This is a genomic window from Corynebacterium sp. HMSC05D08 (assembly GCF_001807215.1).
GTDB lineage: Bacteria > Actinomycetota > Actinomycetes > Mycobacteriales > Mycobacteriaceae > Corynebacterium > Corynebacterium striatum.
In genome coordinates this window covers 1-21,180 of sequence record NZ_KV788343.1, presented here as the reverse complement: position 1 = coordinate 21,180, position 21,180 = coordinate 1, and the positions used below count along the sequence as shown (strand labels likewise).

18 protein-coding genes and 1 pseudogene are annotated in these 21,180 nt (G+C 56.6%); 7 read left to right on the top strand and 12 right to left on the bottom strand.

Annotated elements, in window-relative coordinates:
* Positions 1–7: 7 nt before the first annotated feature.
* From HMPREF3148_RS09205 to HMPREF3148_RS09195, 3 genes are all read left to right on the top strand, one after another.
* Entirely contained in the window at positions 8–730 is a 723-nt protein-coding gene (locus tag HMPREF3148_RS09205) for a CBS domain-containing protein (protein ID WP_049063962.1), read from the top strand.
* Between the two features lie 66 nt (positions 731–796).
* Positions 797–1,912 carry an LLM class flavin-dependent oxidoreductase gene (locus HMPREF3148_RS09200; RefSeq protein WP_070509039.1) on the top strand — a complete coding sequence of 372 codons (1,116 nt, stop codon included), beginning with the start codon at positions 797–799 and terminating at the stop codon, positions 1,910–1,912.
* 52 nt (positions 1,913–1,964) lie between these two features.
* A complete protein-coding gene (locus HMPREF3148_RS09195) occupies positions 1,965–2,639 on the top strand; it encodes an FMN reductase (protein WP_070509037.1) in 675 nt (224 codons plus the stop codon).
* Between the two features lie 62 nt (positions 2,640–2,701).
* Here HMPREF3148_RS09195 and HMPREF3148_RS09190 read toward each other — a convergent pair whose 3' ends face one another.
* Positions 2,702–2,884, bottom strand: a complete 183-nt coding sequence (locus HMPREF3148_RS09190) for a YbdD/YjiX family protein (protein WP_005529243.1) — start codon at positions 2,882–2,884, stop codon at positions 2,702–2,704.
* Positions 2,884–5,151 (bottom strand): annotated as a pseudogene (locus HMPREF3148_RS09185) (carbon starvation CstA family protein). Before HMPREF3148_RS09185 ends, HMPREF3148_RS09190 begins: the two are co-directional and overlap by 1 nt.
* 419 nt (positions 5,152–5,570) lie before the next feature.
* Between HMPREF3148_RS09185 and HMPREF3148_RS09180 the strand changes: the two are divergent.
* The gene (locus HMPREF3148_RS09180; protein WP_046646623.1) at positions 5,571–6,980 is read left to right on the top strand and encodes an L-serine ammonia-lyase; all 1,410 of its coding nucleotides are present in this window, start codon (positions 5,571–5,573) and stop codon (positions 6,978–6,980) included.
* A 77-nt stretch (positions 6,981–7,057) separates the two neighbouring features.
* Entirely contained in the window at positions 7,058–7,636 is a 579-nt protein-coding gene (locus HMPREF3148_RS09175; protein WP_070509035.1) for a TetR/AcrR family transcriptional regulator, read from the top strand.
* A gap of 92 nt (positions 7,637–7,728) precedes the next feature.
* On the opposite strand, the gene hisS is transcribed toward HMPREF3148_RS09175, so the two are convergent.
* The 3 genes from hisS to tpx form a co-directional block, all read right to left on the bottom strand.
* The gene (gene hisS / locus HMPREF3148_RS09170) at positions 7,729–9,009 is read right to left on the bottom strand and encodes a histidine--tRNA ligase (RefSeq protein ID WP_046646625.1); all 1,281 of its coding nucleotides are present in this window, start codon (positions 9,007–9,009) and stop codon (positions 7,729–7,731) included.
* A 5-nt stretch (positions 9,010–9,014) separates the two neighbouring features.
* Positions 9,015–9,668, bottom strand: a complete 654-nt coding sequence (locus HMPREF3148_RS09165; RefSeq protein ID WP_049063954.1) for an MBL fold metallo-hydrolase — start codon at positions 9,666–9,668, stop codon at positions 9,015–9,017.
* Positions 9,669–9,766: 98 nt separating this feature from the next.
* Positions 9,767–10,264: a thiol peroxidase gene (gene tpx / locus HMPREF3148_RS09160; RefSeq protein WP_005529233.1), complete on the bottom strand. Its 498-nt coding sequence runs from the start codon at positions 10,262–10,264 to the stop codon at positions 9,767–9,769.
* A gap of 175 nt (positions 10,265–10,439) precedes the next feature.
* Here tpx and HMPREF3148_RS09155 point away from each other — a divergent pair, with 175 nt between their 5' ends.
* Both HMPREF3148_RS09155 and HMPREF3148_RS09150 read left to right on the top strand, forming a co-directional pair.
* Entirely contained in the window at positions 10,440–11,306 is an 867-nt protein-coding gene (locus HMPREF3148_RS09155; RefSeq protein WP_049063952.1) for a peptidylprolyl isomerase, read from the top strand.
* 330 nt (positions 11,307–11,636) lie between these two features.
* Entirely contained in the window at positions 11,637–11,966 is a 330-nt protein-coding gene (locus tag HMPREF3148_RS09150) for a hypothetical protein (protein WP_049146505.1), read from the top strand.
* Between the two features lie 101 nt (positions 11,967–12,067).
* On the opposite strand, the gene HMPREF3148_RS09145 is transcribed toward HMPREF3148_RS09150, so the two are convergent.
* From HMPREF3148_RS09145 to yajC, 7 genes are all read right to left on the bottom strand, one after another.
* The gene (locus HMPREF3148_RS09145) at positions 12,068–12,631 is read right to left on the bottom strand and encodes a DUF421 domain-containing protein (protein ID WP_181814983.1); all 564 of its coding nucleotides are present in this window, start codon (positions 12,629–12,631) and stop codon (positions 12,068–12,070) included.
* 188 nt (positions 12,632–12,819) lie between these two features.
* A complete protein-coding gene (locus HMPREF3148_RS09140; RefSeq protein ID WP_005529227.1) occupies positions 12,820–15,072 on the bottom strand; it encodes a RelA/SpoT family protein in 2,253 nt (750 codons plus the stop codon).
* A 101-nt stretch (positions 15,073–15,173) separates the two neighbouring features.
* Positions 15,174–15,728: an adenine phosphoribosyltransferase gene (locus HMPREF3148_RS09135; RefSeq protein ID WP_049063947.1), complete on the bottom strand. Its 555-nt coding sequence runs from the start codon at positions 15,726–15,728 to the stop codon at positions 15,174–15,176.
* A 53-nt stretch (positions 15,729–15,781) separates the two neighbouring features.
* Entirely contained in the window at positions 15,782–17,398 is a 1,617-nt protein-coding gene (locus tag HMPREF3148_RS09130; protein WP_070509048.1) for an ABC transporter substrate-binding protein, read from the bottom strand.
* A gap of 131 nt (positions 17,399–17,529) precedes the next feature.
* Positions 17,530–18,723: a protein translocase subunit SecF gene (gene secF, locus HMPREF3148_RS09125; protein ID WP_070509034.1), complete on the bottom strand. Its 1,194-nt coding sequence runs from the start codon at positions 18,721–18,723 to the stop codon at positions 17,530–17,532.
* A 2-nt stretch (positions 18,724–18,725) separates the two neighbouring features.
* Entirely contained in the window at positions 18,726–20,621 is a 1,896-nt protein-coding gene (secD, locus tag HMPREF3148_RS09120) for a protein translocase subunit SecD (RefSeq protein WP_083287752.1), read from the bottom strand.
* 184 nt (positions 20,622–20,805) lie between these two features.
* Positions 20,806–21,093, bottom strand: coding sequence for a preprotein translocase subunit YajC (yajC, locus tag HMPREF3148_RS09115; protein WP_046646632.1), 288 nt, complete (start codon positions 21,091–21,093; stop codon positions 20,806–20,808).
* Positions 21,094–21,180 lie beyond the last annotated feature (87 nt).

Here is a 21,180-nt window from a genome sequence, read left to right as displayed (position 1 = left end):
GTCTTCTATGGACCAGAACACCCCGGCGCGCTTTTTTGCTGCTTTCAACGACATTGAGCAATTCCTCCGCCAAGCTATCAATGCCAAGAACTCGGATTCCTTCTGGTGGATAGTCGACCGCGCGCACGAGAAACACATGCTTAATAAACGCCAAACAGAGATGCTGAAAGACTTCGGTAATCTCCGCAATGCCATAGCTCACGGACGCTACTACGACGACGAGCCACTGGCCTCTCCGCACCCCAGGGTGGTGGAGCAATTGGAAAAGCTGCGCGAATTGTTAACTTCGCCGCCCAACGCGCTCGCCGTACTCGGTTCCTCCGAAGTTGTAACGCTGGAAGCCGATGCCGATATTCGCCAAGCGCTGAAGCTGATCGCACACAACGATTATTCCCAGATTCCGGTATATAGCGGTGAGAACTACGCGAATTTGTTGACAACTAACGTAGTAGCCCGCTGGATTGCCGCTGATTTAGCTGACGACAATCACGTGATCAGCGTGGCAGTTGGCAAGGTTTTGAAATACGCCGAAGCAGGTGACCGTGCTGCTTTCCTTCCCCGCACAGCCACTGCACAAGAAGCACTCGATGCCCTGACCGAATTGGCCAAGGACGGTACGCATCCTTGCGCGCTAATCTTTACAGAAGATGGCGCAAAGAATAAGCGCCCACTGGGCATCGCCACTCCCACTGACCTCGCAGTTTTGGTCGATGCGCTGGAGTGGGAATAAAGCTCACCCCCCTTCATGTTGACACGTCATATACACTCGTTGGCGAACACACCTTAAGGACTTCATATGCAATTCGGCATCTTCACCATCGGTGATGTCACCACCGACCCAACTAGCGGCATCACGCCTAGTGAAGCCGAACGTATCCGCAATATGACGGAAATTGCGCTCAAGGCCGAGGAGGTAGGCCTCGATGTTTTTGCCACGGGCGAGCACCATAATCCGCCATTCGTGCCTTCCTCCCCAACTACTCACTTGGCCTACATCGCAGCACAAACCAAGAACCTGCTGCTTTCGACTTCGACAACGCTAATTACCACCAACGATCCGGTGAAGATTGCTGAGGATTACGCCTTCTTACAGCACCTGTCTGGCGGGCGCGTAGACCTCATGATGGGCCGCGGCAACACCGGCCCGGTTTACCCATGGTTTGGCAAAGACATTCGCGAAGGCATCCCGCTGGCGGTTGAGAATTACCACCTGTTGCGCCGCCTATGGCGTGAGCCAGTGGTCAACTGGTCGGGCAAGTACCGCACTGCCCTGCAGGGTTATACGTCCACGCCTGCCCCGCTTGACGACGTCCCGCCTTTCGTATGGCACGGTTCTATCCGCTCCGTGCAAATCGCCGAACAGGCTGCCTATTACGGCGATGGCTTCTTCCACAACAACATCTTCTGGAACAAGGAGCACACGGCAAAGATGGTCAGCATCTACCGCCGTCGCTTCGAGGCTTACGGCCACGGCCGCGCCGACCAGGCAATCGTGGGACTTGGCGGCCAGGTGTTCATCGGCGAAACCGAGCAGCAGGCTAAAGACTTCTTCCGCCCTTATTTCGACAATGCGCCCGTCTACGGCCACGGCCCCTCACTGGAGGATTTCACCGCGCAAACGCCGCTGACGGTCGGCACCGTAGAACAGGTCATCGATCGCACGATGCAATTCGCAGATTGGGTCGGTGACTATCAGCGTCAGCTCTTCCTCATTGACCACGCTGGTTTGCCACAGGAGGTGGTGCTCCAGCAGATAGAGTTCCTCGGTATCCAAGTTGTGCCTGAGCTACGCCGTCGCATGGAGGCCCGCCGCCCCGACCATGTCGCTTCAAACCCGCCGACGCACGCAACGCTCAAGGCCAATCCTGGCTCGCCGCACTTCCGCGTCAACCCTGGTGAAGACGCTTCATAAGTACAACTGCAGATAGACCGATTGACAATCTGTTCCTAGGAGGAATTCTTTCATGCGCTCACTCGTCGTCGTCACGGCTGGCCTTTCCACGCCGTCGTCTACGCGCGCGCTAGCCGACGCCCTGGCCCAAGCCGTAGTCTCCCAAGTCGGCGCTCGCGGTGAAGGGCTCGAAGTAACCGTCATCGAACTACGCAAGCTAGCCACTGAGCTGGCTGAGGCAATGACTAATTGGGGTGCTACAACGCCCCTGCTCGACGAAGCAAAGCGAGCACTCTCGCATGCGTCCGGGTTGATTGCGGTAACTCCCATTTTCCAAGGCAGCTACTCGGGCCTTTTCAAGATGTTCTTCGATACCTTGGATCCGCACGCACTCGACCACCTTCCGACCTTGGTCGCAGCTACCGGTGGTTCTTCCCGCCACGCGCTGGTTCTGGACTACGCGCTTCGCCCGCTGTTTAACTACTTGCATGCCACCGTCGTACCAACCGGCATCTTCCAAGCCACAGAGGACTTCGGCACTGACGAGGGAGCAAAGACCACACGCCGCATCGAAAGAGCCGCCAAGGAACTTGCGGACCTCATTGTCATTCCTTCCGATCGCGTGGGCGGATTAGCCAGCCCCGACATCACGGCAAGTCAGCAAACTACGCCACGTAAAACCGGCTTGGATTTGGAAGAGGAATTCACCCCCTTTAGTTCTCTACTCTCCGGCCACGACGGAAACTAAGAAAAGTCCGCCACTTAGATTAAGGTGACGGACTTTTTGCTACTCAGCCAACGCGCACGGTGTTAGCAGCACCGCGCGCCGGGGTTGGCATCCTGTTCGGCGTAGCGGGCGCGCCAATATTCACGCTCCGTTGGAATCTCAGCATCAGGATGATGCGCACGGAGGTGATCGCAGTACTTAGCGTAAGCATGGTCCCCCATGAGCTCGCCGAAGTACCAGGAGATCTTTTTGAGCGCCGTAATCACTAATGCCCTCCTGTTTCCTCGAAGGTCATGTTGTACTCCGCTGCCACTTCCTTTTCGCGCTTTGTCGGCATGAGACCACGTGGAAGGAAGAGCTTGGATGGAATGAATTCCGTTTCGGAGTCCGCAGGTTCAATACCTGCAGAACGTTGCTGGAGAGCCTTGGCGCAGGCAACGATTGCCGCACCGATAACTACCAATACCAGCACCGCCAACAGAATAGATAGGCATCCTTGGATAAAGGTGTTGCGAACAACGGCATCAATCTCTTCGGCGCTCTTGGCAGATCCGAACTCGGTGAGACCTTGAGCTGCTGCTTCCTTCTATTTTGCATGGTTGGCCCAGTAACCAATAGAGGCGTCGGAGCTGAAAATCTTTTGCCACGAGGCGGTCATTGTCACGATGAGATCCCAAGCCAATGGAATAGCTGGAATCCATGCCCACTTGTACATTCCCTTCTTGATAACAACCACAAGCACCAAAGCGAGTGCCATTGCAGCAAGTAGCTGGTTGGCGATGCCGAAGAGTGGGAACAAGACGTTGATGCCGCCCAGCGGGTCAGTAACACCCATGATGAGGATGGCACCCCACAGTGCACACACGAAGAAGGTGGACAGGTAGGTGCCAAGCTTCCAGCTCTGATCACGAAACTTGCCCAGGCCCGGGATTGCGCCCAGCGAATCCGACATCATGAAACGTGCAACACGGGTACCAGCGTCCACCGTGGTCAGGATGAACAAGGCCTCAAACATGATGGCGAAGTGGTACCAGAATGCCTGCATTGCCGGATTACCGAGCATCTCGGTCATGATTTGGGACATGCCATAAGCAAGGGTTGGAGCACCACCGGTGCGGGAGACAATGGTTTCCTCTCCCACTGCTTGAGCTGCTGCGGCAAGCTGATCAGCGGTAATGTCGGCGCCGGGCAGGTGCAGGGTTGCTACGAAGTCCGCCGCGCCTTCTGGAGTACCCAGTGTCTTAGCTGCCGGTGAGTTCATTGCGAAGTACATGTGGCGGTCAATGACGACTGCAGAAATGAGTGCCATGACTGCGACGAAGGACTCCATAATCATGCCGCCGTAGCCGATGGCGCGCATGTGAGACTCCTTCTCAATGAGCTTCGGCGTAGTACCGGAGGAAATCAACGCATGGAAACCAGAAAGCGCACCACAGGCAATAGTGATGAACAAGAATGGGAAGAGGTTGCCGGAAAAGACCGGGCCGTTGCCATTAACAGCAAAGGAGGTAACCGCCGGCATGTGGACCTCAGGGCGTTCGATAACGATGGCGATGGCCAGCAAGGCGATAACGCCGATCTTTATGAAGGTTGACAGGTAGTCGCGTGGCGCAAGCAGAAGCCACACTGGAAGGATGGCAGCGACCAAGCCATAACCGATGATCGCGAATGCCAGGGTTTCCTTGGACCAGGTGAACATGCTAGCGCCGACCTCAGTGCCGGAAACGTAGCCGCCGCCGATGATGGCTGCCAGCAAGAGGATGACGCCGATGACCGAAATCTCCGTGACCTTGCCGGGGCGAATGTATCGCAGGTACAGGCCCATGAAAATGGCGATCGGGATGGTCATCGTGATGGAGAAAACACCCCATGGGGAGTCAGCAAGAGCGTTCACGACGATCAGCGCCAGCACGGCGATGATGATGATCATGATGGCGATGGTGGCCAGGATGCCCGCGGCGCCACCGACTTTGCCCATCTCATCGCTAATCATCTGGCCAAGCGAGCGACCCTTGCGGCGGGTAGATACCCAGAGCACCAGGTAATCCTGCACCGCGCCGGCGAAGATAACGCCCAGCACAATCCACAATGTTCCCGGCAAATAGCCCATCTGAGCAGCCATAACCGGGCCAACCAAGGGGCCGGCACCGGCAATGGCCGCGAAGTGGTGACCAAAGAGAACACGACGGTCCGTAGGCAGGAAGTCCTTACCATCGTTTGCATACTCTGCAGGGGTAGCGCGGTTGTTGCGCGGCTTAACCACCTTGTACTCAATCAAGCGTGCATAAAGCGTGTAACCAATGATGTAGGAGCCCACCGCCGCAAAGACCAACCACACGGAGTTGATGGTCTCACCGCGGTGGAGAGCGAGCACTCCCCAACCGGCAGCCGCAGCGATAGCGGCAATCAAAATGATGACCTTCTCAACGTTACCGATGAGCTTTTTCGGCTTTACGTCGATGGGCTGTGCTTGGCCGTCGACTTCAACAAATTCGATGTCGGACCGCGGTTCGGGTCCGGTCTTGATACTCACGATAATCTCCCGAGGAATCAGACAGAGCAAATGAAAGAACTTTTATCCAGCCACAACTGTTAGGCACGCTAAACTGCTTAACTAATGTGAACTGGGATACTAAACAGTATTCATTGTGGCCGAAAGTCACACATTAAAAATTCAATAATTTCTATCGGCTTATCCCTCAAAATCACCTGGCCTTGGTCACACCCGCTCCGCGGGGCTAACAATGCTGACTGCACGTAGTGAACTACTGACAAAGCGGTAACATGGAGAAACTGTATGCGCGGCCTACATGCAATACTCCTCATCCCAGAGAATTTTGACCGCAGCGAGACCGCAATTAACACGGGTTTAGCCACAGCCTGCCCCTAGAAATAATCCCCCCACCAACCCCCGACTTAATTTCCAAACTCACAAAGGAGGCACCGCCCAGCATGGCAATCAGCGTCACCGACATTTTCTCCATCGGCATTGGCCCATCTTCCTCGCACACCGTCGGCCCAATGCGCGCGGCCCTTGCGTTCCTGAAAACGCTGCCGGAGCATCCAGCCAAGGTGCACACCGAGTTGCGCGGCTCGCTCTCGCTGACTGGCCGCGGCCACGGCACCGACCGCGCGGTGATTCTGGGCTTGGCCGGCTGGGATCCGCTTACCGTCCCGGTTGACGCTGAACCGCGTTCCGATCAGCCCATTCCGAGCAAGGGCATGACCGACGGCCCGCTGGGCGCGTTAGAATATTCCATCGAGTTCAACAACGAGCCGGTCCCCGAGCACCCGAATTGCCTCATCTTTGACGCATGGGACGCTGAAGGCAACCTATTGGCAGAGCACGCCGAGTACTTCTCCGTCGGCGGCGGATTCATTCTCTCCCGCGAGGAACTCGACGCAGAGGTGGCAGCCTCCGCCGAAGTACCTGCTGGCATGGCGGCGGCCGAATCCACCGACGATGTTCCTTACCCATTCACCACGGGCGAGCAATTGCTTGCGCTGTGCGAGAAGCACGATTTGAAGATCTGGGAGATTGTCGCCGCCAACCAGGAAGCGCTCCATAAAGAAGACGGCGGCCTCGAATACGTCTACGCGCACCTGGATTTGGTGTGGGACATCATGCGCGAGTGCGTCACCGACGGCATCTCCACCTCCGGAATCTTGCCGGGCGGCCTGCAGGTCCCACGCCGCGCGCCGGGCATGTACAAGCAGCTGCTGGAGGGCCACGACGATAAGTCTTTCGGCTTTTCCGCTATGGAGTGGGTCAACCTGTATGCGCTCGCCGTCAACGAGCAAAATGCCGCTGGCGGCCGAGTGATTACGGCCCCAACAAACGGCGCCTGCGGCATCATCCCAGCGGTGTTGCACTATGCCCGCGACTTCAAGCCGAACTTCACCCGCGATTCCGCCCGCCGCTACCTACTTACTGCGGGTGCTATCGGCATGATCATCAAGCACAACGCCTCCATTTCGGGCGCCGAGGTGGGCTGCCAAGGCGAGGTAGGCTCGGCGTCGTCAATGGCGGCGGCTGGCATGGCTGAACTACTGGGCGCAACGCCGGCGCAGATCGAAAATGCCGCCGAGATTGCGCTAGAGCACAACCTCGGCCTTACCTGCGACCCAGTCGGCGGCCTCGTGCAGATTCCGTGCATCGAACGCAACGCTATCGGCGCGGTCAAGTCCATCAACGCCGCGCGCCTGGCTCGCATGGGCCAAGGCACGCACCACGTTTCTCTCGACGCCGCCGTGCAGACGATGGCCGATACCGGCCGCGACATGCTGGCGAAGTACAAGGAGACCTCCATTGGTGGCCTCGCGAAGACGCTAGGCTTCGCCGTCACGCAGGTGGAGTGCTAGTGCAAAAGGCTTGCATGGCAAAAGGTAGTCTTATCGCTAACGCACAGACTCTAACCTAGAAAGCGATACCTACCTCCATGCGAGCCGATGCATTACGCCGTCGAATAGCCATCATAGAGGCGGCATGTGCCATGTTTAAACGCCATGGCAACTCGGTCTCCCTTGAAAAGATTGCCCAGGAAGCAGGCGTGGGCGTTGCAACGCTTTACCGCAACTTCCCGGACCGTGAAGCGCTAATTCACGCGTGCGCGGAACACATGAGCGACGGTTTCCTGGTCTTCCAAAATCGCTTGATTGAAGACTTCGAATCCGATCCTTCGGACGCGGAAAACTTCGTCCTGGACTATGCCCTCAAGCTCACAACGATGGGTTTGACCAGCCTCATTCCCTCCTTCGCGCCGGAAGACTTAGATACCCTGCCGGAGCATTTGAAATTGAAGCGCGACGCGTTACAAGAAAATGGCGAAAGGTTCATTGAGCTCGGAAAGCAGCACGGAGTAATCGGCCCCGGCGTGGGGCACCTCGACTTCGTGGTGGGTATCTTGACGCTGGTGCGCCCCAGGAAGGTGCAGGTGGAGAACTACGTGCCCGATATCCAAAAGCGCATGCTGCGCATCTACTTAGCGGGCATCAAAAGCGGCATCACGAACGCATAGTAGCAAAACACAAGGCCCCTCACTCCCTAATCGATATGTAGGAAGGAAGGCGCCTTTGGCATCTCAGCGAGATGCCCTTTGACGTCATTGGCTTAGTTCAGCTGGTTGCGTAGGTGCTCAACAAGGGCGTCGATAGCCACATCGTTCTGCTCGTGGGCTGCCAGGTCCTTGACGGCCACAACGCCGTTTTCAAGCTCTTGCTCACCGAGCACGAGAGCAAAGCGCGCGCCTGCGCGGTCAGCGCCCTTCATCGCGCCCTTGAGTCCGCGGTCGCCGAAGGACATGTCCGCAGAGATACCGGCATTACGCAGGTCATTGATGATGCCAGCCATACGACGCTTCGCATCAGCGCCCAGCGCAACGCCGAACACAGCAACGCGCTGATCGACGCCGTCGAGCTCGATGCCTTCGGCTTCGAGAGCCAGGATCGTGCGGTCGACGCCAAGTCCATAACCAATACCGGAAAGCTCCTGACCACCGAGCTGTGCCATAAGTCCGTCGTAGCGGCCACCGCCGCCGATACCGGATTGAGCGCCCAGCAGTGGGTGCACAAACTCGAAACAGGTCTTGGTGTAGTAGTCCAGCCCGCGCACCATGCGCGGGTTGATGGTGTATTCAATACCCATGTCATCAAGAAGGCCGGTGACGGTCTCGAAGTGGGTACGGCATTCCTCGTTGAGGTGGTCGAGCATCAACGGGGCGTCGACAAGCTGCTCTTGCACCTCCGGACGCTTATCATCCAAAACGCGCAGCGGGTTGATCTCCGCACGCTTGCGGGTCTCTTCGTCCAAATCCAGCTTAAAGAGGAAATCCTGCAGCTTCTCACGATAAGCAGGACGACAATTGTGATCGCCAAGGCTGGTTAGCTCGAGGCGGAACTTGCTGAGTCCAAGCGAACGGAAGGAACGATCAGCTAGCGCAATAATCTCCGCGTCCAATGCGGGATCGTCGACGCCGATTGCCTCGACGCCCACCTGCTGAAGCTGGCGGTAGCGGCCGGCCTGCGGACGCTCATAGCGGAAGAAAGGTCCGAAATAATTGAGCTTGACCGGCAGCTGACCGCGGTCGAGGTTGTGCTCAATGACCGAACGCATCACACCCGCAGTGCCTTCGGGGCGCAGGGTTACCGAGCGGTCACCACGGTCTGCGAAGGTGTACATCTCCTTGGAGACCACATCGGTGGATTCACCAACACCACGCGCGAAAAGCGTAGTGTCTTCGAAGATCGGAAGCTCGATGTGCTGGAAGCCGGACAGATGCGCCTGGTGAACCAGGTTCTCACGCACCTTGTAGAAGGTCGCCGATTGCGGCGGAATGTAGTCCGGCACTCCTTTGGGGGCGGACAGGGCCTTGAACTGCTTCTTATCACTCACGCATATCAGAGTACATCCCGCAGCGTGGCGAGGAACGGATTAGTGGCCCTTTCTGCGCGCATCGTGGTCGTCGGGCCATGCCCTGGCAACACAGCCAGCCTGTCATCAAGGTTCCACACCGGACCAGCAAGCGAACGCTGCATGGCCGCAGGATCGGAGTGCTCCAAGTCAGTACGCCCGATCGAGCCTTTAAACAAAACATCACCGGCGAGGACAAAATCTTCCGCAATAATGAGAACGCAACCCGGGGAATGCCCTGGGGCGTGCTCGAGGCGGAATTCATGGCCAACCAGTTCGATAGTCTCGCCACCGCGCAGATCGCGCAGGTCCTCAATCTGCACCATGTTCTTCGCATCAAAGAGCACTTGGGACTCGGCGGAGACCCCGGAGCCGTCGACAAGCATGAATGCGTCATCAGGGTGGATATAAACCGGCAGGTCGAGCTGGCGCGCCAAGTCCCCTGCTTCACGGGTATGGTCCAGGTGGCCGTGGGTGAGGACGATCGCTTCGAAGGTCAGCCCCTGTTCAGCACCGATTTCCAGGACGCGCTGCATCGCATGCATGCCCGGATCAACCACGAAGGCACGTGCACCGTTTGCCACGATGTACGTGTTGGTCTTATAGGGGCCCGCTGCGAAACCTAAAACGCTCAAAGTCATAAAACGCAGTCTAGCGCCCCCACGGATGCGGAAGCGCTAGCTAGCTGGAAAGCCACTCGAAGCCGCCGCGCCCATAGAAAGCGACGTCGGCCAGGTGATTAGCTCAGTGCCTCAATGGCTGCATCGTAGTTAGGCTCGGTGGTCACCTCAGGAACCAGCTCGGTGTAGATCACCTTGTGGTTTTCATCGGTGACAACGACGGAGCGTGCGAGCAGGCCCTTCAGCGGGGAACCCTGCAGGGTAATGCCGAGCTTTTCACCGAAATCAGAGCGGAAGTCAGAAGCGCTGACGACGTTCTCGATGCCTTCAGCTGCGCAGAAACGCTCCTGTGCGAATGGCAGGTCACGGGACACGGACAGGACAACGGTGTTGTCCAATCCCGCTGCCTTCTCATTGAACGCGCGAAGCTGCGCCGCGCACACGCCGGTGTCAACGGATGGGAACAAGGAGATCACAAGGCGCTTGCCCGCGAAGTCCTTGTTGGTGACCTCAGAAAGGTCAGTGCCAACGAGGTTAAACTCTGGCAGCTGAGCACCAACCTCTGGCAGGTCGCCTGCGATCTGGGTTTCATTTCCTTGGAAGTTCACTGTAGTCATGGCGCCCCACTGTACTGGAGCTAAACAGCTAGCGCCACGAGGATCAGATGAGACTCACAGGAGACTGAATAAGGCCCAGTTTTGCTCACAAGCTAGAATCAGTGCGGTAATGCTCGAGTTCAATCGACCGAGCCCAAGTGACTGACATAGACACCCATTGCCAAAGGACACTTACATGCCCAACAACGCACAGCGCCGTGAAGAGGCGCTCAACAGCCTTGAGCGCGAGCTCAAGGCCCGTGACCGCAAAGAAAAGACTCGCCCGCTGGGCGTCGTTGCTGCTTCGCTCGTAGTCATTCTCGCCCTTGTTGGCGGAATTTACTTCTTTGCAACACGCGACAACTCTGCGGAGAAGGTCGTAGCTGAGGAATCCAGCACTGCCGCAACCTCAAGCCAGGATAAAACTCCCGAAGCAACTGCACTGAGCGGTAAGCGTAAGGAAGCACTCCCGGCAAGCGTCCAGTGCAAGTACGAGGATGACGGCCGCGACGACAATGGCGCCAAGGCCCCTAGCGGCAAAGACGTCTCCACGAAGGGCACCGTTCAGGTCACGTTCAAGACCAATCAGGGTGACATCGTAATGGACCTGGATCGTTCTCTCGCCCCTTGCACAGTGCAGGCAATCACTTCCCTGGCAAAGAGTGGCTTCTACGATGACACCATTTGCCACCGTATGACCTCCGGCGGTTTGAACGTCCTCCAGTGTGGTGACCCAACTGGTACCGGCTCCGGCGGCCCTGGCTTTAGCTTCGCCAACGAATACCCAACCGATGAGGTGGACTCCTCCGCTGGAAAGAAGCCTGTGACCTACCCGAAGGGTTCCATCGCAATGGCCAACTCTGGCAAGGACACCAACGGTTCCCAGTTCTTCATCAATTACGCCGACTCCATGTTGGCTCCTGATTACACCTACTTCGGCAACCTCACCGACCAGGGTCAAAAGACCTTGGACAAGATTGCCAAGATTGGCGTCGAAGGCGGTGCCACCGACGGCAAGCCAGCTGAAGAAATCAAGATTTCCACGGCTACCGTTTCCTCCTAAACCTAGGACCACGGCGCTCCTCTCCCCCACAATGAGGAGCCGAGAATTGCCCTTTCCAGTCGCAGCAGCTGGAAAGGGCTCTTTTTTACTTCTCACGCTCTACCCCCGCAGTTGAACCTAAGAGAAATTCAGGTCAGCCCGGCACGTTCACATTTGGTTTATTGGTTTAGACTCACTTGAACTTATATCCGCAGCACAACAAGCACCCAACCTCAACATCCAGTTAATTCACAGACAGAACTAATTCTTGGAAAAGGTGTTGCAAAAGTCTAGGAGCAACACTAACATTCATGGAGTCTTTGAAATTCCCGACTCTTAAGGATTGAACATATGAAGTTCTTCTCCCGCAAGGCACTCGTTGCCGCTGCAGCAGCTGCAACCATCTCCTTCGGCGGCGCTGGCGCTGCTATGGCTCAGGAAGGCCCAGCAGCTGACGCCCCGGCTCAGCCGGTCACCACAACTGGCCAAAATACCCCGGACACCGACAAGACCAACAAGGGATCTTCCCTCGACGGTCTCTCCTCCAGCCAGGGTGACAACAAGGACAAGAACAGCGGAGACAAGGCAAAGCAAATCAAGGATTGGATCGGCGTCTTCACCGCTGTTATCTCTGCACTTGGCGCACTGTTCGCTTTTGCAAACAAGTACCTGAAGTTCTAGTTTATTCCTGAGCTTCGATGTAAAGCACCTGCTTTGAGCAGGTGCTTTTCTTGTTTTCCTGCACAAACTCTATCCTGCCCACCTGGAGGCACGAGCCGCTACTAATCCCCTGCCTCGCCTTCGATTCCTTTAATGCGCTCAGCTCCCAAGATGTCACGGAATAAAGCGGGATCGACGAACTGTCCAATTTTAATTACCGAAATTTGGCCAGTGGGCTCCAAGATCATCAACTGGATGTCCGCGCGCCGACCCAACCCTGCCTTGCGAGTAGCCGAGTTAACATCACTTTCCGTAATGTGCGCAAAATGCATGTTCTCAGGCAATAACTCGCCGTCATAGACAAGAAGCACAGGGCGACGGTCGATGTAGCGTGACCAACGAATATAACGGCGGAACGTACCGAAGGCCGCCTCCAACACCATCAGAGTCAAAAGTCCGACGATACCTGCTGCCAGGGTGGGCGGGTTACCCACAATCACACGGCCCGAAACCGCGCCGAACATAATGATGATGACCGCGTCAGAGGCGGTCATCGATGTCAGTACGCGGGTGCCAAAGAGCTTGACCAAAATCATGAAGGCCAAATAGATACCCACCGTGGCCAAAATGACCACAGGTATTCGATGCGGCTCAATACCCAATTGGTATAAAGCCTCACGTCCCATTAGCCCTAGCGTATCCACGGTTTTCCAGCTTACATCGAGCGTCCTTGCGCTTTCCGACGCCCCCTTCCCCGAATCACGCCTCCACACGATGGTGGCATTAGCGCCCGGGGCAAAGTGCTTATCGACGTCGCAGGTTCCCAGGCGGAGGCCGCCCAGCCACAGCAGTAGCTAGGCGGTGACGCGACGAGCTAGGCGGTGACGCGGTAGACGTCGAAGACTCCCTCGGTGTTGCGCAGCGTAGTCATCAGCTGGCCCAGCTGCTTGGTATCCGAGATGGAGAACGTAAAGCGCATGGTGGCAATGTGGTCGTCGCCGCGGTTCGAGCTCATCGACAAAACATTGAGCTTTTGCTCGCTGAATACGCCAGTTAGCTCGGCCAGCAGACCTTGCCGGTCAATCGCTTCAAGCTGGAGGCTAGCGGAGAACTCGCCGGACGATCCCTTGCCCGAAGACCATTCGACCTTCATCATGCGCTCCGGCTCAGACTTGAGCTTTTCCGCATTGGTGCAGTCTGCGCGGTGGACGGAAACACCACCACCACGGGTGACGAAGCCGAAGATAGCGTCGCCAGGGACTGGCTGGCAGCAACGCGCCAGCTTAGCCATGACATCAGGGCTACCCTCAACCAAAATTCCGGTTCCTTGCTCTGAGTCGTGGGTGCGCTGATTACGCGAGCTTTCCAGCTCAGAGAATGGTGTACGCGACGCCAGGGCCTCTGCAGCGTCGTCTTGGTCCCCAAAGAGGGACATCAGTTGATTCGACACATGCTGTGCCGATACATTTCCGGCACCTATAGCGGTGTAAAGGGCGTCCACATCGGAATAGTGGAGTTGCTCGGCGACTTGCTTCATGGAAGAAGCAGTAAACAACCTATGCATTGGCAGGCCGCCGCGTTGAATCTCAGCCGCCAAAGCATCGCGCCCGGACTCCAAGTGCTCCTCGCGGCGCTCCTTGGCAAACCACTGACGCACTTTTGCTTTGGCGCGTGGCGAGACCAAGAAGTCCTGCCAATCCCTCGACGGCCCAGCGTTAGGATCCTTCGAGGTAAAGATCTCAACCTTGTCACCAGACTTTAGCTCTGACTCAAGCGCAACCAGCTTTCCGTTGACCTTCGCACCGATACAGCGGTGGCCCACCTCTGTGTGCACAGCGTAGGCAAAGTCCACCGGCGTTGAACCCGCCGGCAAGTTGACTACATCGCCCTTCGGGGTAAATGCAAAAATCTGCTTAGCCGTAAGGTCATAACGCAGCGAGTCCAAGAACTCATTCGGGTCAGCGGCTTCCTTCTGCCAGTCCAGCAGCTGACGCATCCACGCCATCTGGTCGACCTCAGCGTCGCCTTTACCGTTCTTGCCCTTCTTCTCCTTGTAACGCCAGTGCGCAGCAACACCAAACTCCGCGTTGTAGTGCATCTCATGCGTGCGCACCTGAACTTCCAGGGTGGAACCACCTTCTGCAATCACCGTGGTGTGCAGGGACTGGTATACCCCGAAACGCGGCGCAGAAATATAGTCCTTAAAGCGCCCCGGAAGCGCCTGATAAAGCGAGTGCACAACGCCAATCGCGGCATAACAAGAGTTGACGTCATCAACGAGGATGCGGATACCTACGAGGTCGAAGATCTCCGCAAAATCGCGGCCACGCACCATCATCTTCTGATAGATGGACCAGTAGTGCTTCGGACGTCCCATGACCTCAGCATCGATGCCGTTTTCCCGCAGGGCCTGCGTAACCTGCGTTTTGATTTCTTTCAAAGCGCGGTCGCGAGAAGGAGCTCGGTCCGCCACCATGCGTACGATCTCGTCGTATTTCTTGGGGTACAAGATGGCAAAAGAAAGGTCTTCCAGCTCCCATTTCACGTTGGCCATGCCCAAGCGGTGTGCCAATGGCGCAATGACGTCGAGAGTCTGCCGTGCCTTCTTCGCCTGCTTCTCTGGGGGGAGAAAGCGCATGGTGCGCATGTTGTGGAGGCGGTCCGCCACCTTGATAACGAGCACGCGGGGATCGGTGGCCATGGCCACGATCATCTTGCGGATAGTTTCTGCCTCAGCTGCGGCGCCGAGGGCAACCTTGTCGAGCTTTGTCACGCCGTCGACAAGCCTCGCAACCTCAGGACCGAAGTCCCTTGTCAGGTCTTCGAGTGAATAGTCCGTGTCCTCGACCGTGTCATGCAGCAGTGTTGCAACGATGGTCGTGGTGTCCATGCCAATCTCAGCCGCGATGGTGGCTACGGCGAGGGGGTGGGTGATATATGGTTCCCCAGACTTACGGAACACACCCTCGTGGAGGCGCTCAGCCGTGTTGTAGGCGTTATTAAGTAGCTCTACGTCAGCTTTGGGATGGAACTGCCGGTGGATGGACATCAGTGGATCCAGCACCGGGTTGATCTTTACCCTGCCTCCGGTCAAAGACCGAGCCAAACGTGCCGACATGCTCCGCATCCCGCCATTCGGGCGCTTTGTCGACTTCTCAGTGGTCAAGGCGTCGCCCTCCTCCTAGTCATGGGGTGTATCCGGCCAACGATGGCTTTAGACACATCATTCTAGTCGGTGGCTGCTGCCTGGTTGAGCACTACCAGCGGAACATCTGCCAAACGCTCGCGACCAGCTAGTCCGTTAACTTCCAAGACCACGACGTTTCCAGCTACCTTTGCGCCCGCAGACTCCAAAAGCAGCTTCGCGCCGTAGAGCGTGCCTCCGGTGGCCAGAACGTCGTCGACAAGCACGATGCGCTTGCCTTCAATATCGACTCCCTCACCGGGAATCTCGAGCGCCGCCGAACCGTACTCCAGCGTGTACTCCTGAGTCAGAACGGGTGGTGGTAGCTTGCCCTTCTTGCGGATGGCCAAAATGCCCACGCCTAGCTTGTACGCCACGGCAGAGCCCAGCAAGAAACCGCGAGCATCGAGGCCACCAATCATCTCGGCGCCCAAGTCTTCGCAGGCCTTCGCTAGTCCGTCGACAACCGCCTGAAATGCTTCGGCGTCGGCAAGCACTGGTGTCAAATCCTCGAAGAGGATGCCCTTCTCAGGGAAGTCTTGCACCAAACGCACTTTTTCATTCAGTGCCCGCGCCGCGGCGGAATAAGTTTCACTCACAACAAATCCTTCAAAAGTTCGTGTCAAATTTGAGACTAGAAATCAACAACTGATTAACGCTGAGTGCTGACTGGAGCTGCACTCGGCGCACTCCAACGATCCATGTTCCAGCCAATGCCCGCAGCACCAGTGTATGGGACCACGCCCTTGACCGAGCGGTCAACGATGAAGACGCGGGGCTGGGCGGCCAAAGGAATAGAAGGGACGTCCTCCCATAGCTTTTCCTCTGCTTCTTTGATCTCCTTGAGCCGTTTGATGTTTGAGTCCGGCGTAGAGTACTCCGTCATTGGATCAACCGGGCCCAAGAATGCATCGATAGTCGGAGTCCATGTCGCAGGGTCCATCTCCAAATAATGCTGCGACATATACTCAGCAGACTGGTCCTCGACCGTGATACCGGCGGGTTCACACATCTTCTTAATCTCTTCGACCATGGCGCTGTAGCGCTCATCCGGGCCCAAGTAACCAATCTTGACGGTGTACCCAGACAGGTTCGCAGCCTTAGCCATGTCCTGGCCCTGGTGCTCCTTGGCTACCTGGCCCAAATGGGTGGCGACCGGGTCAGAATGGCGCAACGTGCGCAGGTACACAGGTGGTACTTCTACGCCAGATTGCTGCGAACTGACCTCGGCCAACCGCACATGGTCGATGCAGGAGGCAAAAGCCTCCCGGGCCCACGATTCCTGAAATACGCCGGACTGCGACAACGCCAGGGTATCGGTCAAGCCACCTACTACGGGTTCGACCTCATAAGGGCTTGCTTGGTCAGCAGCAGGTAACCAGTCTGGCTTAGCCTCAGCAGCATCGACAACACGCAAATTGCCCCTATCCTTGAGAGCCTTAGCGTCTGCAGTGTTGGGCCATACAACAACGGTATCTGTCGCCGGTTTATCGCCGAAGTACTCCTTGTTAGCCTTCAGGATGATCTCACCCTGCTCCCCCACCTTGTCCACCACGAAGGGGCCAAAGGAAACTTGTAGCTCCGAGTCAAAGTCAGCAGGGGCTGTGGAGAATCCATAACGCCACGCGTCTGCCACTGGTTGCAAAGCAGTGGGGTCTTGCAAGGACAGAGTCGTGTTGAGCTCCTCCATCGTCAACCCGGCCTTCTTGGCCAAGGCATGCGCCGGCATAACGGTGCCTGGGCCAAAGAGATAGCGCCAGCGATCGCCTTCGCCTTCGTTGAAGGTGAGCGTAAATTCCTTGGAATTCGGGGCGCACTCGAATTGGGCAATCTCGTTCATCAGAGGCATGTGCGAGCCGAACTCGGATGCCATGACACCTGCGGTGAAGGCGAGGAGGTAGTCATCACAAGTTACGGGAACGCCATCGGAGAATTTTGCTTGCTCCGAAAGGGTAAAACTAATCTGCTTATGAGGATTTTCCGGGGAGGGTGGCAACTCTTCGGTCTGCACAAGATCCGAGTTGGGGATCATCTGCCCCGAGGGGCCGGGAACATAAATGGCCGGGTATAAGCGGCTGGACAACTGCGCTGCACTCGTTGCGCTGCCGAACGAGGTGCCAGCATTTGTAGTGGCAAGCGGGGTATTGACCATGTATCCGAAGAAATCGGTGGACTGTGGTCCGCTCGGTTTTTCTTCCTCGTTACCGTCCTGGTTACCTTGGTCTGAGCAGGCCGTTGCGGTGAGGCCGACAACGGCGAGGAGCGCCACTGTGGCCTTTTTAGCCCAATGGCGCTCTGTTTGTGGTTTAACTACCACCTTTTGTCCTCGCTTCTTTTCGACGTCCGTTCCCGAGGTCCTGGATCAACGGCCTAGAGTAGCGGCCTGGAGTAACGGCTCATCTACCGGCCTGGACGCCAGCTTGTCCCGGCGCTGCCTGGGGTGCCCGGGTTCCTAGTGAAGGGGGCCGATGCAGCATCGCTTGAGGACGCCTCCCCTTCCGAATCCTGGGCTGCCAGAGAAGTGACCTTTCGGGAACCCACTGCAGCAGCGGCCACGGTGTCTTCATCTGCGTCCTCGCCGTGCTTAGCGCGGAACTGCCGCACCTCAGTGTTGTGCTTCTTGACGGACTTACGACGGTTTGCAATGGACACCAGCAATGGGGTTGCCAGGAACAACGAGGAGAAAATGCCCTCGATGACGCCAATCAGCTGAATGAGCGCAAGGTCGCGAAGGGTGCCAATGCCCATCAGCCAGACGGCGATGACGAACAGCGCAATAATCGGCAGGACCGAAATGATAGACGTGGAAATGGAACGCATAACTGTCTGGTTAACGGCGAGGTTCGCAAGCTCGCCATATGTCTTCTTGCGCTGGCCCTGGAAGCCTTCAGTATTCTCGTTGACCTTGTCAAAGACGATAACGGAGTCATAGATAGAGAAGGTCAGCACCGTAAGCAGACCAATGATGACTGCCGGGGAGACTTCTAGCCCGAAGAGGGCGTAGATGCCCGCGATGATGACGCCGTCAAGAATCAGCGCGAGAATCGCTGCGAAGGCCATGTCTCGCTGCAGTCGAACTGCAACATACACCGTCGCCGTCGCAAGAAATACAGCCATAGCGAGAAGCATGCGCTGCGTAATCGCGGATCCCCATGACTCAGACACAGTTGAAGAACCAATTGCATCCGGGGTGGCCTTGCCCTCGGAATCCTTTGGATGATACTGCTCAAAGATTGCTTGGCGGGCGGTATCTACCTGCTCCTGAGAAAGGCGTTCGGAAGTGATTTCCAAGGTACGCGAGTCGCCGGCGCCGACGATCTGTACCATTTCCGGCTCAACACCGATAGCTTCTTCGAAGGTATCGCCGACCTGCTCTGCCACGAGATCGGCGGCTGGCATGTTCAGCTTGGTGCCGCCCTCGAAGTCAAGGGAGAGGCTAAAGCCGCGAATTGCAATGGCCAAGATGGATGCAGCGACCAATACTGCGGTGATGGCGTACCACGTCTTGGAATGACCAATAAAGTCGTATCCGCCCTCGTCTTCATACAGACGATCCATCTTGGAGATCTTGTGATTGTTCACTTTAGTAGTCATCTCTACTTGTCCTCCTCGGTGAGGCGGGAATCGGCTGCTGCTGTATGAGACGCTGCAGCTGCGCTTGCAGCGGTTTCCTTGTGTCCGGTTTTTCCAGACTTTACGTAATAACCACGGGCACGACGTTCCTCAACCAGAGCGTAAATACCGCCAAGTCCGTTCATAGACGGCTTAGCTGCTGCTGGCCTTGCGCCGATGAGCTGCATCAGCGGAGCCATAATGAGGAAGGAGACAACCAAGTCGAATGCGGTGGTCAGGCCCATAGTGAAGGCGAAGCCTTTGACCTCACCAATTGCGAGGAAGTACACGATGACAGCGCCAATAAGCGTAACAGCGTTACCCGTAACGATGGTTGCGCGTGAGCGCTCCCACGCCTTGGTAGTTGCCGAACGGAAGGTTCTGCCTTCCAACAGCTCATCCTTGATGCGCTCGTAGTAGACCACGAAGGAGTCCGCAGTAGCACCGACACCAATGACCAAACCGGCGATGCCCGAAAGGTCCAGCGAGTAGCCAATCCAGCGACCCAACAGAACGAGTGCACCGTAGGTCAAAATGCCGGAGGCGACGAGGGTAATCAGGGAGACACCGGCGAGTGCACGGAAGTAATACAGCGAGTAAAGGACAACCAAGATGAAGCCCACGATGCCCGCGATGAGTCCGGCCTTCAGAGCAGCCTTACCCAGTGATGGTGGAACAGTTTCCACGGTGCCGCCAGGCTCGCCATTGGAACCGGTAAAGGACAGCGGAAGAGCGCCATACTTTAGGTTGTTAGCCAGGCTAGTTGCTTCTTCTTGGCTGAAGTCACCGGTGATGGAGGTAGCGGAGCCAACCGGAGTTGCGCCCTGGATGACCGGAGCAGAAATAACCGCAGAGTCAAGGGTGATGGCGACCTGCTTCTTCAGGTTCTGCTGTGTCACCTTGGACCAAGTCTCGGAACCGTTAGGGCCATCGCCGGTCTTGAAGGCGAAGCTGATCTCCATCTGGCCGGTCTGCGGGTTGAGGCCACCGTTAATTGGCTTGTTGGTGTCAATCTCGTTACCGGTCAAACGAGTACCGTTAGGATCCTTTATGCCTTCGAGCAATGGCGCTGGGGCCAAAAGGTATGGGGTTTTGTTTGCAAAGTCACAAGCCACGAACTGCTTTGCTGGATCATCGGTACCCGCAAGCGGATCAGAATCAGCATCGCACTTCAAAAGGGCCGCTGCAGCAGAGATAGTCGTTGGATCGTCAGACTGACGGTCCTTGCGGAGCATCGCCGTCATCTCATCGCGGAAATCGGCCTTCTCGAGCGAGTTTGAAGGCTCCTTCTTTGGCTTTGCGGTAACAGTCGGGGCCTGTGAGTCCTCCGACTTCTTGTCCTTCTTTTCTCCGGACTGTTCCACGGCCTTCTTAATAGCATCATGTACTTGCTTTAGTGACGCGTTGGCTTCCTCCACGCTAAGAACGCGGTACTCAACCCACCGGTTTGCCATGTCGAGCAAAGTGTCATTGAGCTTGTTCATGTCCGGCATCGGCTGTTGCGCAACTGGACGGAACAAAAGCTGGGAAGTCTGGCCCACTGCCTGCGCCTGGGAAGCATCCTCGCCTGGAACCGTGATTACGAGCGTGGAGCCATTGATCACAACCTCGGAACCAGAAACGCCCATTCCGTTGACGCGCTGTTCAAGGATGTTACGAGCTTGCTGGAGCTGGTCTTGAGTGGGCTCCTCGCCTTGCGGTACGAGGGTCACACGGGTACCGCCCTGCAAGTCAATGCCGAGTTTCGGCGTGCCTTGGCGAGCACCAGTTAGGAAAATAAGGGCATAAATGGCAACGACGATTAGCGCAAACAAGGCAATAGCACGCTTTGGCCACTGCCTGTTCCTATTGCGCAATGCGCCACGATTCTTTGCGGACAAGGAGTTCTCCTGTGCAACTAAAACAGGGTTTTACGATTAACTTTGAATAATTCGTGGGCATTTGAAACAAAAGTCCACGAGCACGATCCCTCATGCTACGTCATGAAAGGCCCAATGACTTAACGGGCTCTCAGCTTTTGCCACCTAGTGTGATAAGCGCTACAAAACGGCAACTGGAATCGCACTAGCGAATCCCGTTTGCTTCCTCTTCACTGACAATTTCCGGCGTACGAACAATGGCCATCTTGTCGAAGGTGATTACGACGCCTCCGGCCACTTCTAGATCCACTTCCTGCTCGCGGGTAGCCGCGACAGTCCCGTGCAGGCCGCCCGCAGTAATTACTTTCTGCCCTACATACAAATTTTGCTGCAGCTCAGAAAGTTTGTTTTGACGCTCACGCTGTTTGCGCATCGTCATAAAGCTAGGGAGGAAGATGAGAATTGCGAGAACTAGAAGAAGTGCGTATTCCATAACTGGCTAGTGTGCCAGACTCATGCACACAGATGCCAGCCCTTGCACTAGAAGTGTTATGTCCATGGGCTTTTTGGACACGGAGTC

Bases quoted from the DNA above. Each gene is read 5' to 3' on its own strand.
- HMPREF3148_RS09165 (WP_049063954.1), bottom strand. From the start codon at position 9,668: ATGACTTTGAGCGTTTTAGGTTTCGCAGCGGGCCCCTATAAGACCAAC.
- tpx (WP_005529233.1), bottom strand. From the start codon at position 10,264: ATGACTACAGTGAACTTCCAAGGAAATGAAACCCAGATCGCAGGCGAC.
- HMPREF3148_RS09150 (WP_049146505.1), top strand. From the start codon at position 11,637: ATGAAGTTCTTCTCCCGCAAGGCACTCGTTGCCGCTGCAGCAGCTGCA.
- HMPREF3148_RS09140 (WP_005529227.1), bottom strand. From the start codon at position 15,072: ATGCGGAGCATGTCGGCACGTTTGGCTCGGTCTTTGACCGGAGGCAGG.
- HMPREF3148_RS09145 (WP_181814983.1), bottom strand. From the start codon at position 12,631: ATGGGACGTGAGGCTTTATACCAATTGGGTATTGAGCCGCATCGAATA.
- yajC (WP_046646632.1), bottom strand. From the start codon at position 21,093: ATGGAATACGCACTTCTTCTAGTTCTCGCAATTCTCATCTTCCTCCCT.
- HMPREF3148_RS09155 (WP_049063952.1), top strand. From the start codon at position 10,440: ATGCCCAACAACGCACAGCGCCGTGAAGAGGCGCTCAACAGCCTTGAG.
- HMPREF3148_RS09205 (WP_049063962.1), top strand. From the start codon at position 8: ATGGACCAGAACACCCCGGCGCGCTTTTTTGCTGCTTTCAACGACATT.
- HMPREF3148_RS09175 (WP_070509035.1), top strand. From the start codon at position 7,058: ATGCGAGCCGATGCATTACGCCGTCGAATAGCCATCATAGAGGCGGCA.
- HMPREF3148_RS09195 (WP_070509037.1), top strand. From the start codon at position 1,965: ATGCGCTCACTCGTCGTCGTCACGGCTGGCCTTTCCACGCCGTCGTCT.
- HMPREF3148_RS09180 (WP_046646623.1), top strand. From the start codon at position 5,571: ATGGCAATCAGCGTCACCGACATTTTCTCCATCGGCATTGGCCCATCT.
- secF (WP_070509034.1), bottom strand. From the start codon at position 18,723: ATGACTACTAAAGTGAACAATCACAAGATCTCCAAGATGGATCGTCTG.
- HMPREF3148_RS09200 (WP_070509039.1), top strand. From the start codon at position 797: ATGCAATTCGGCATCTTCACCATCGGTGATGTCACCACCGACCCAACT.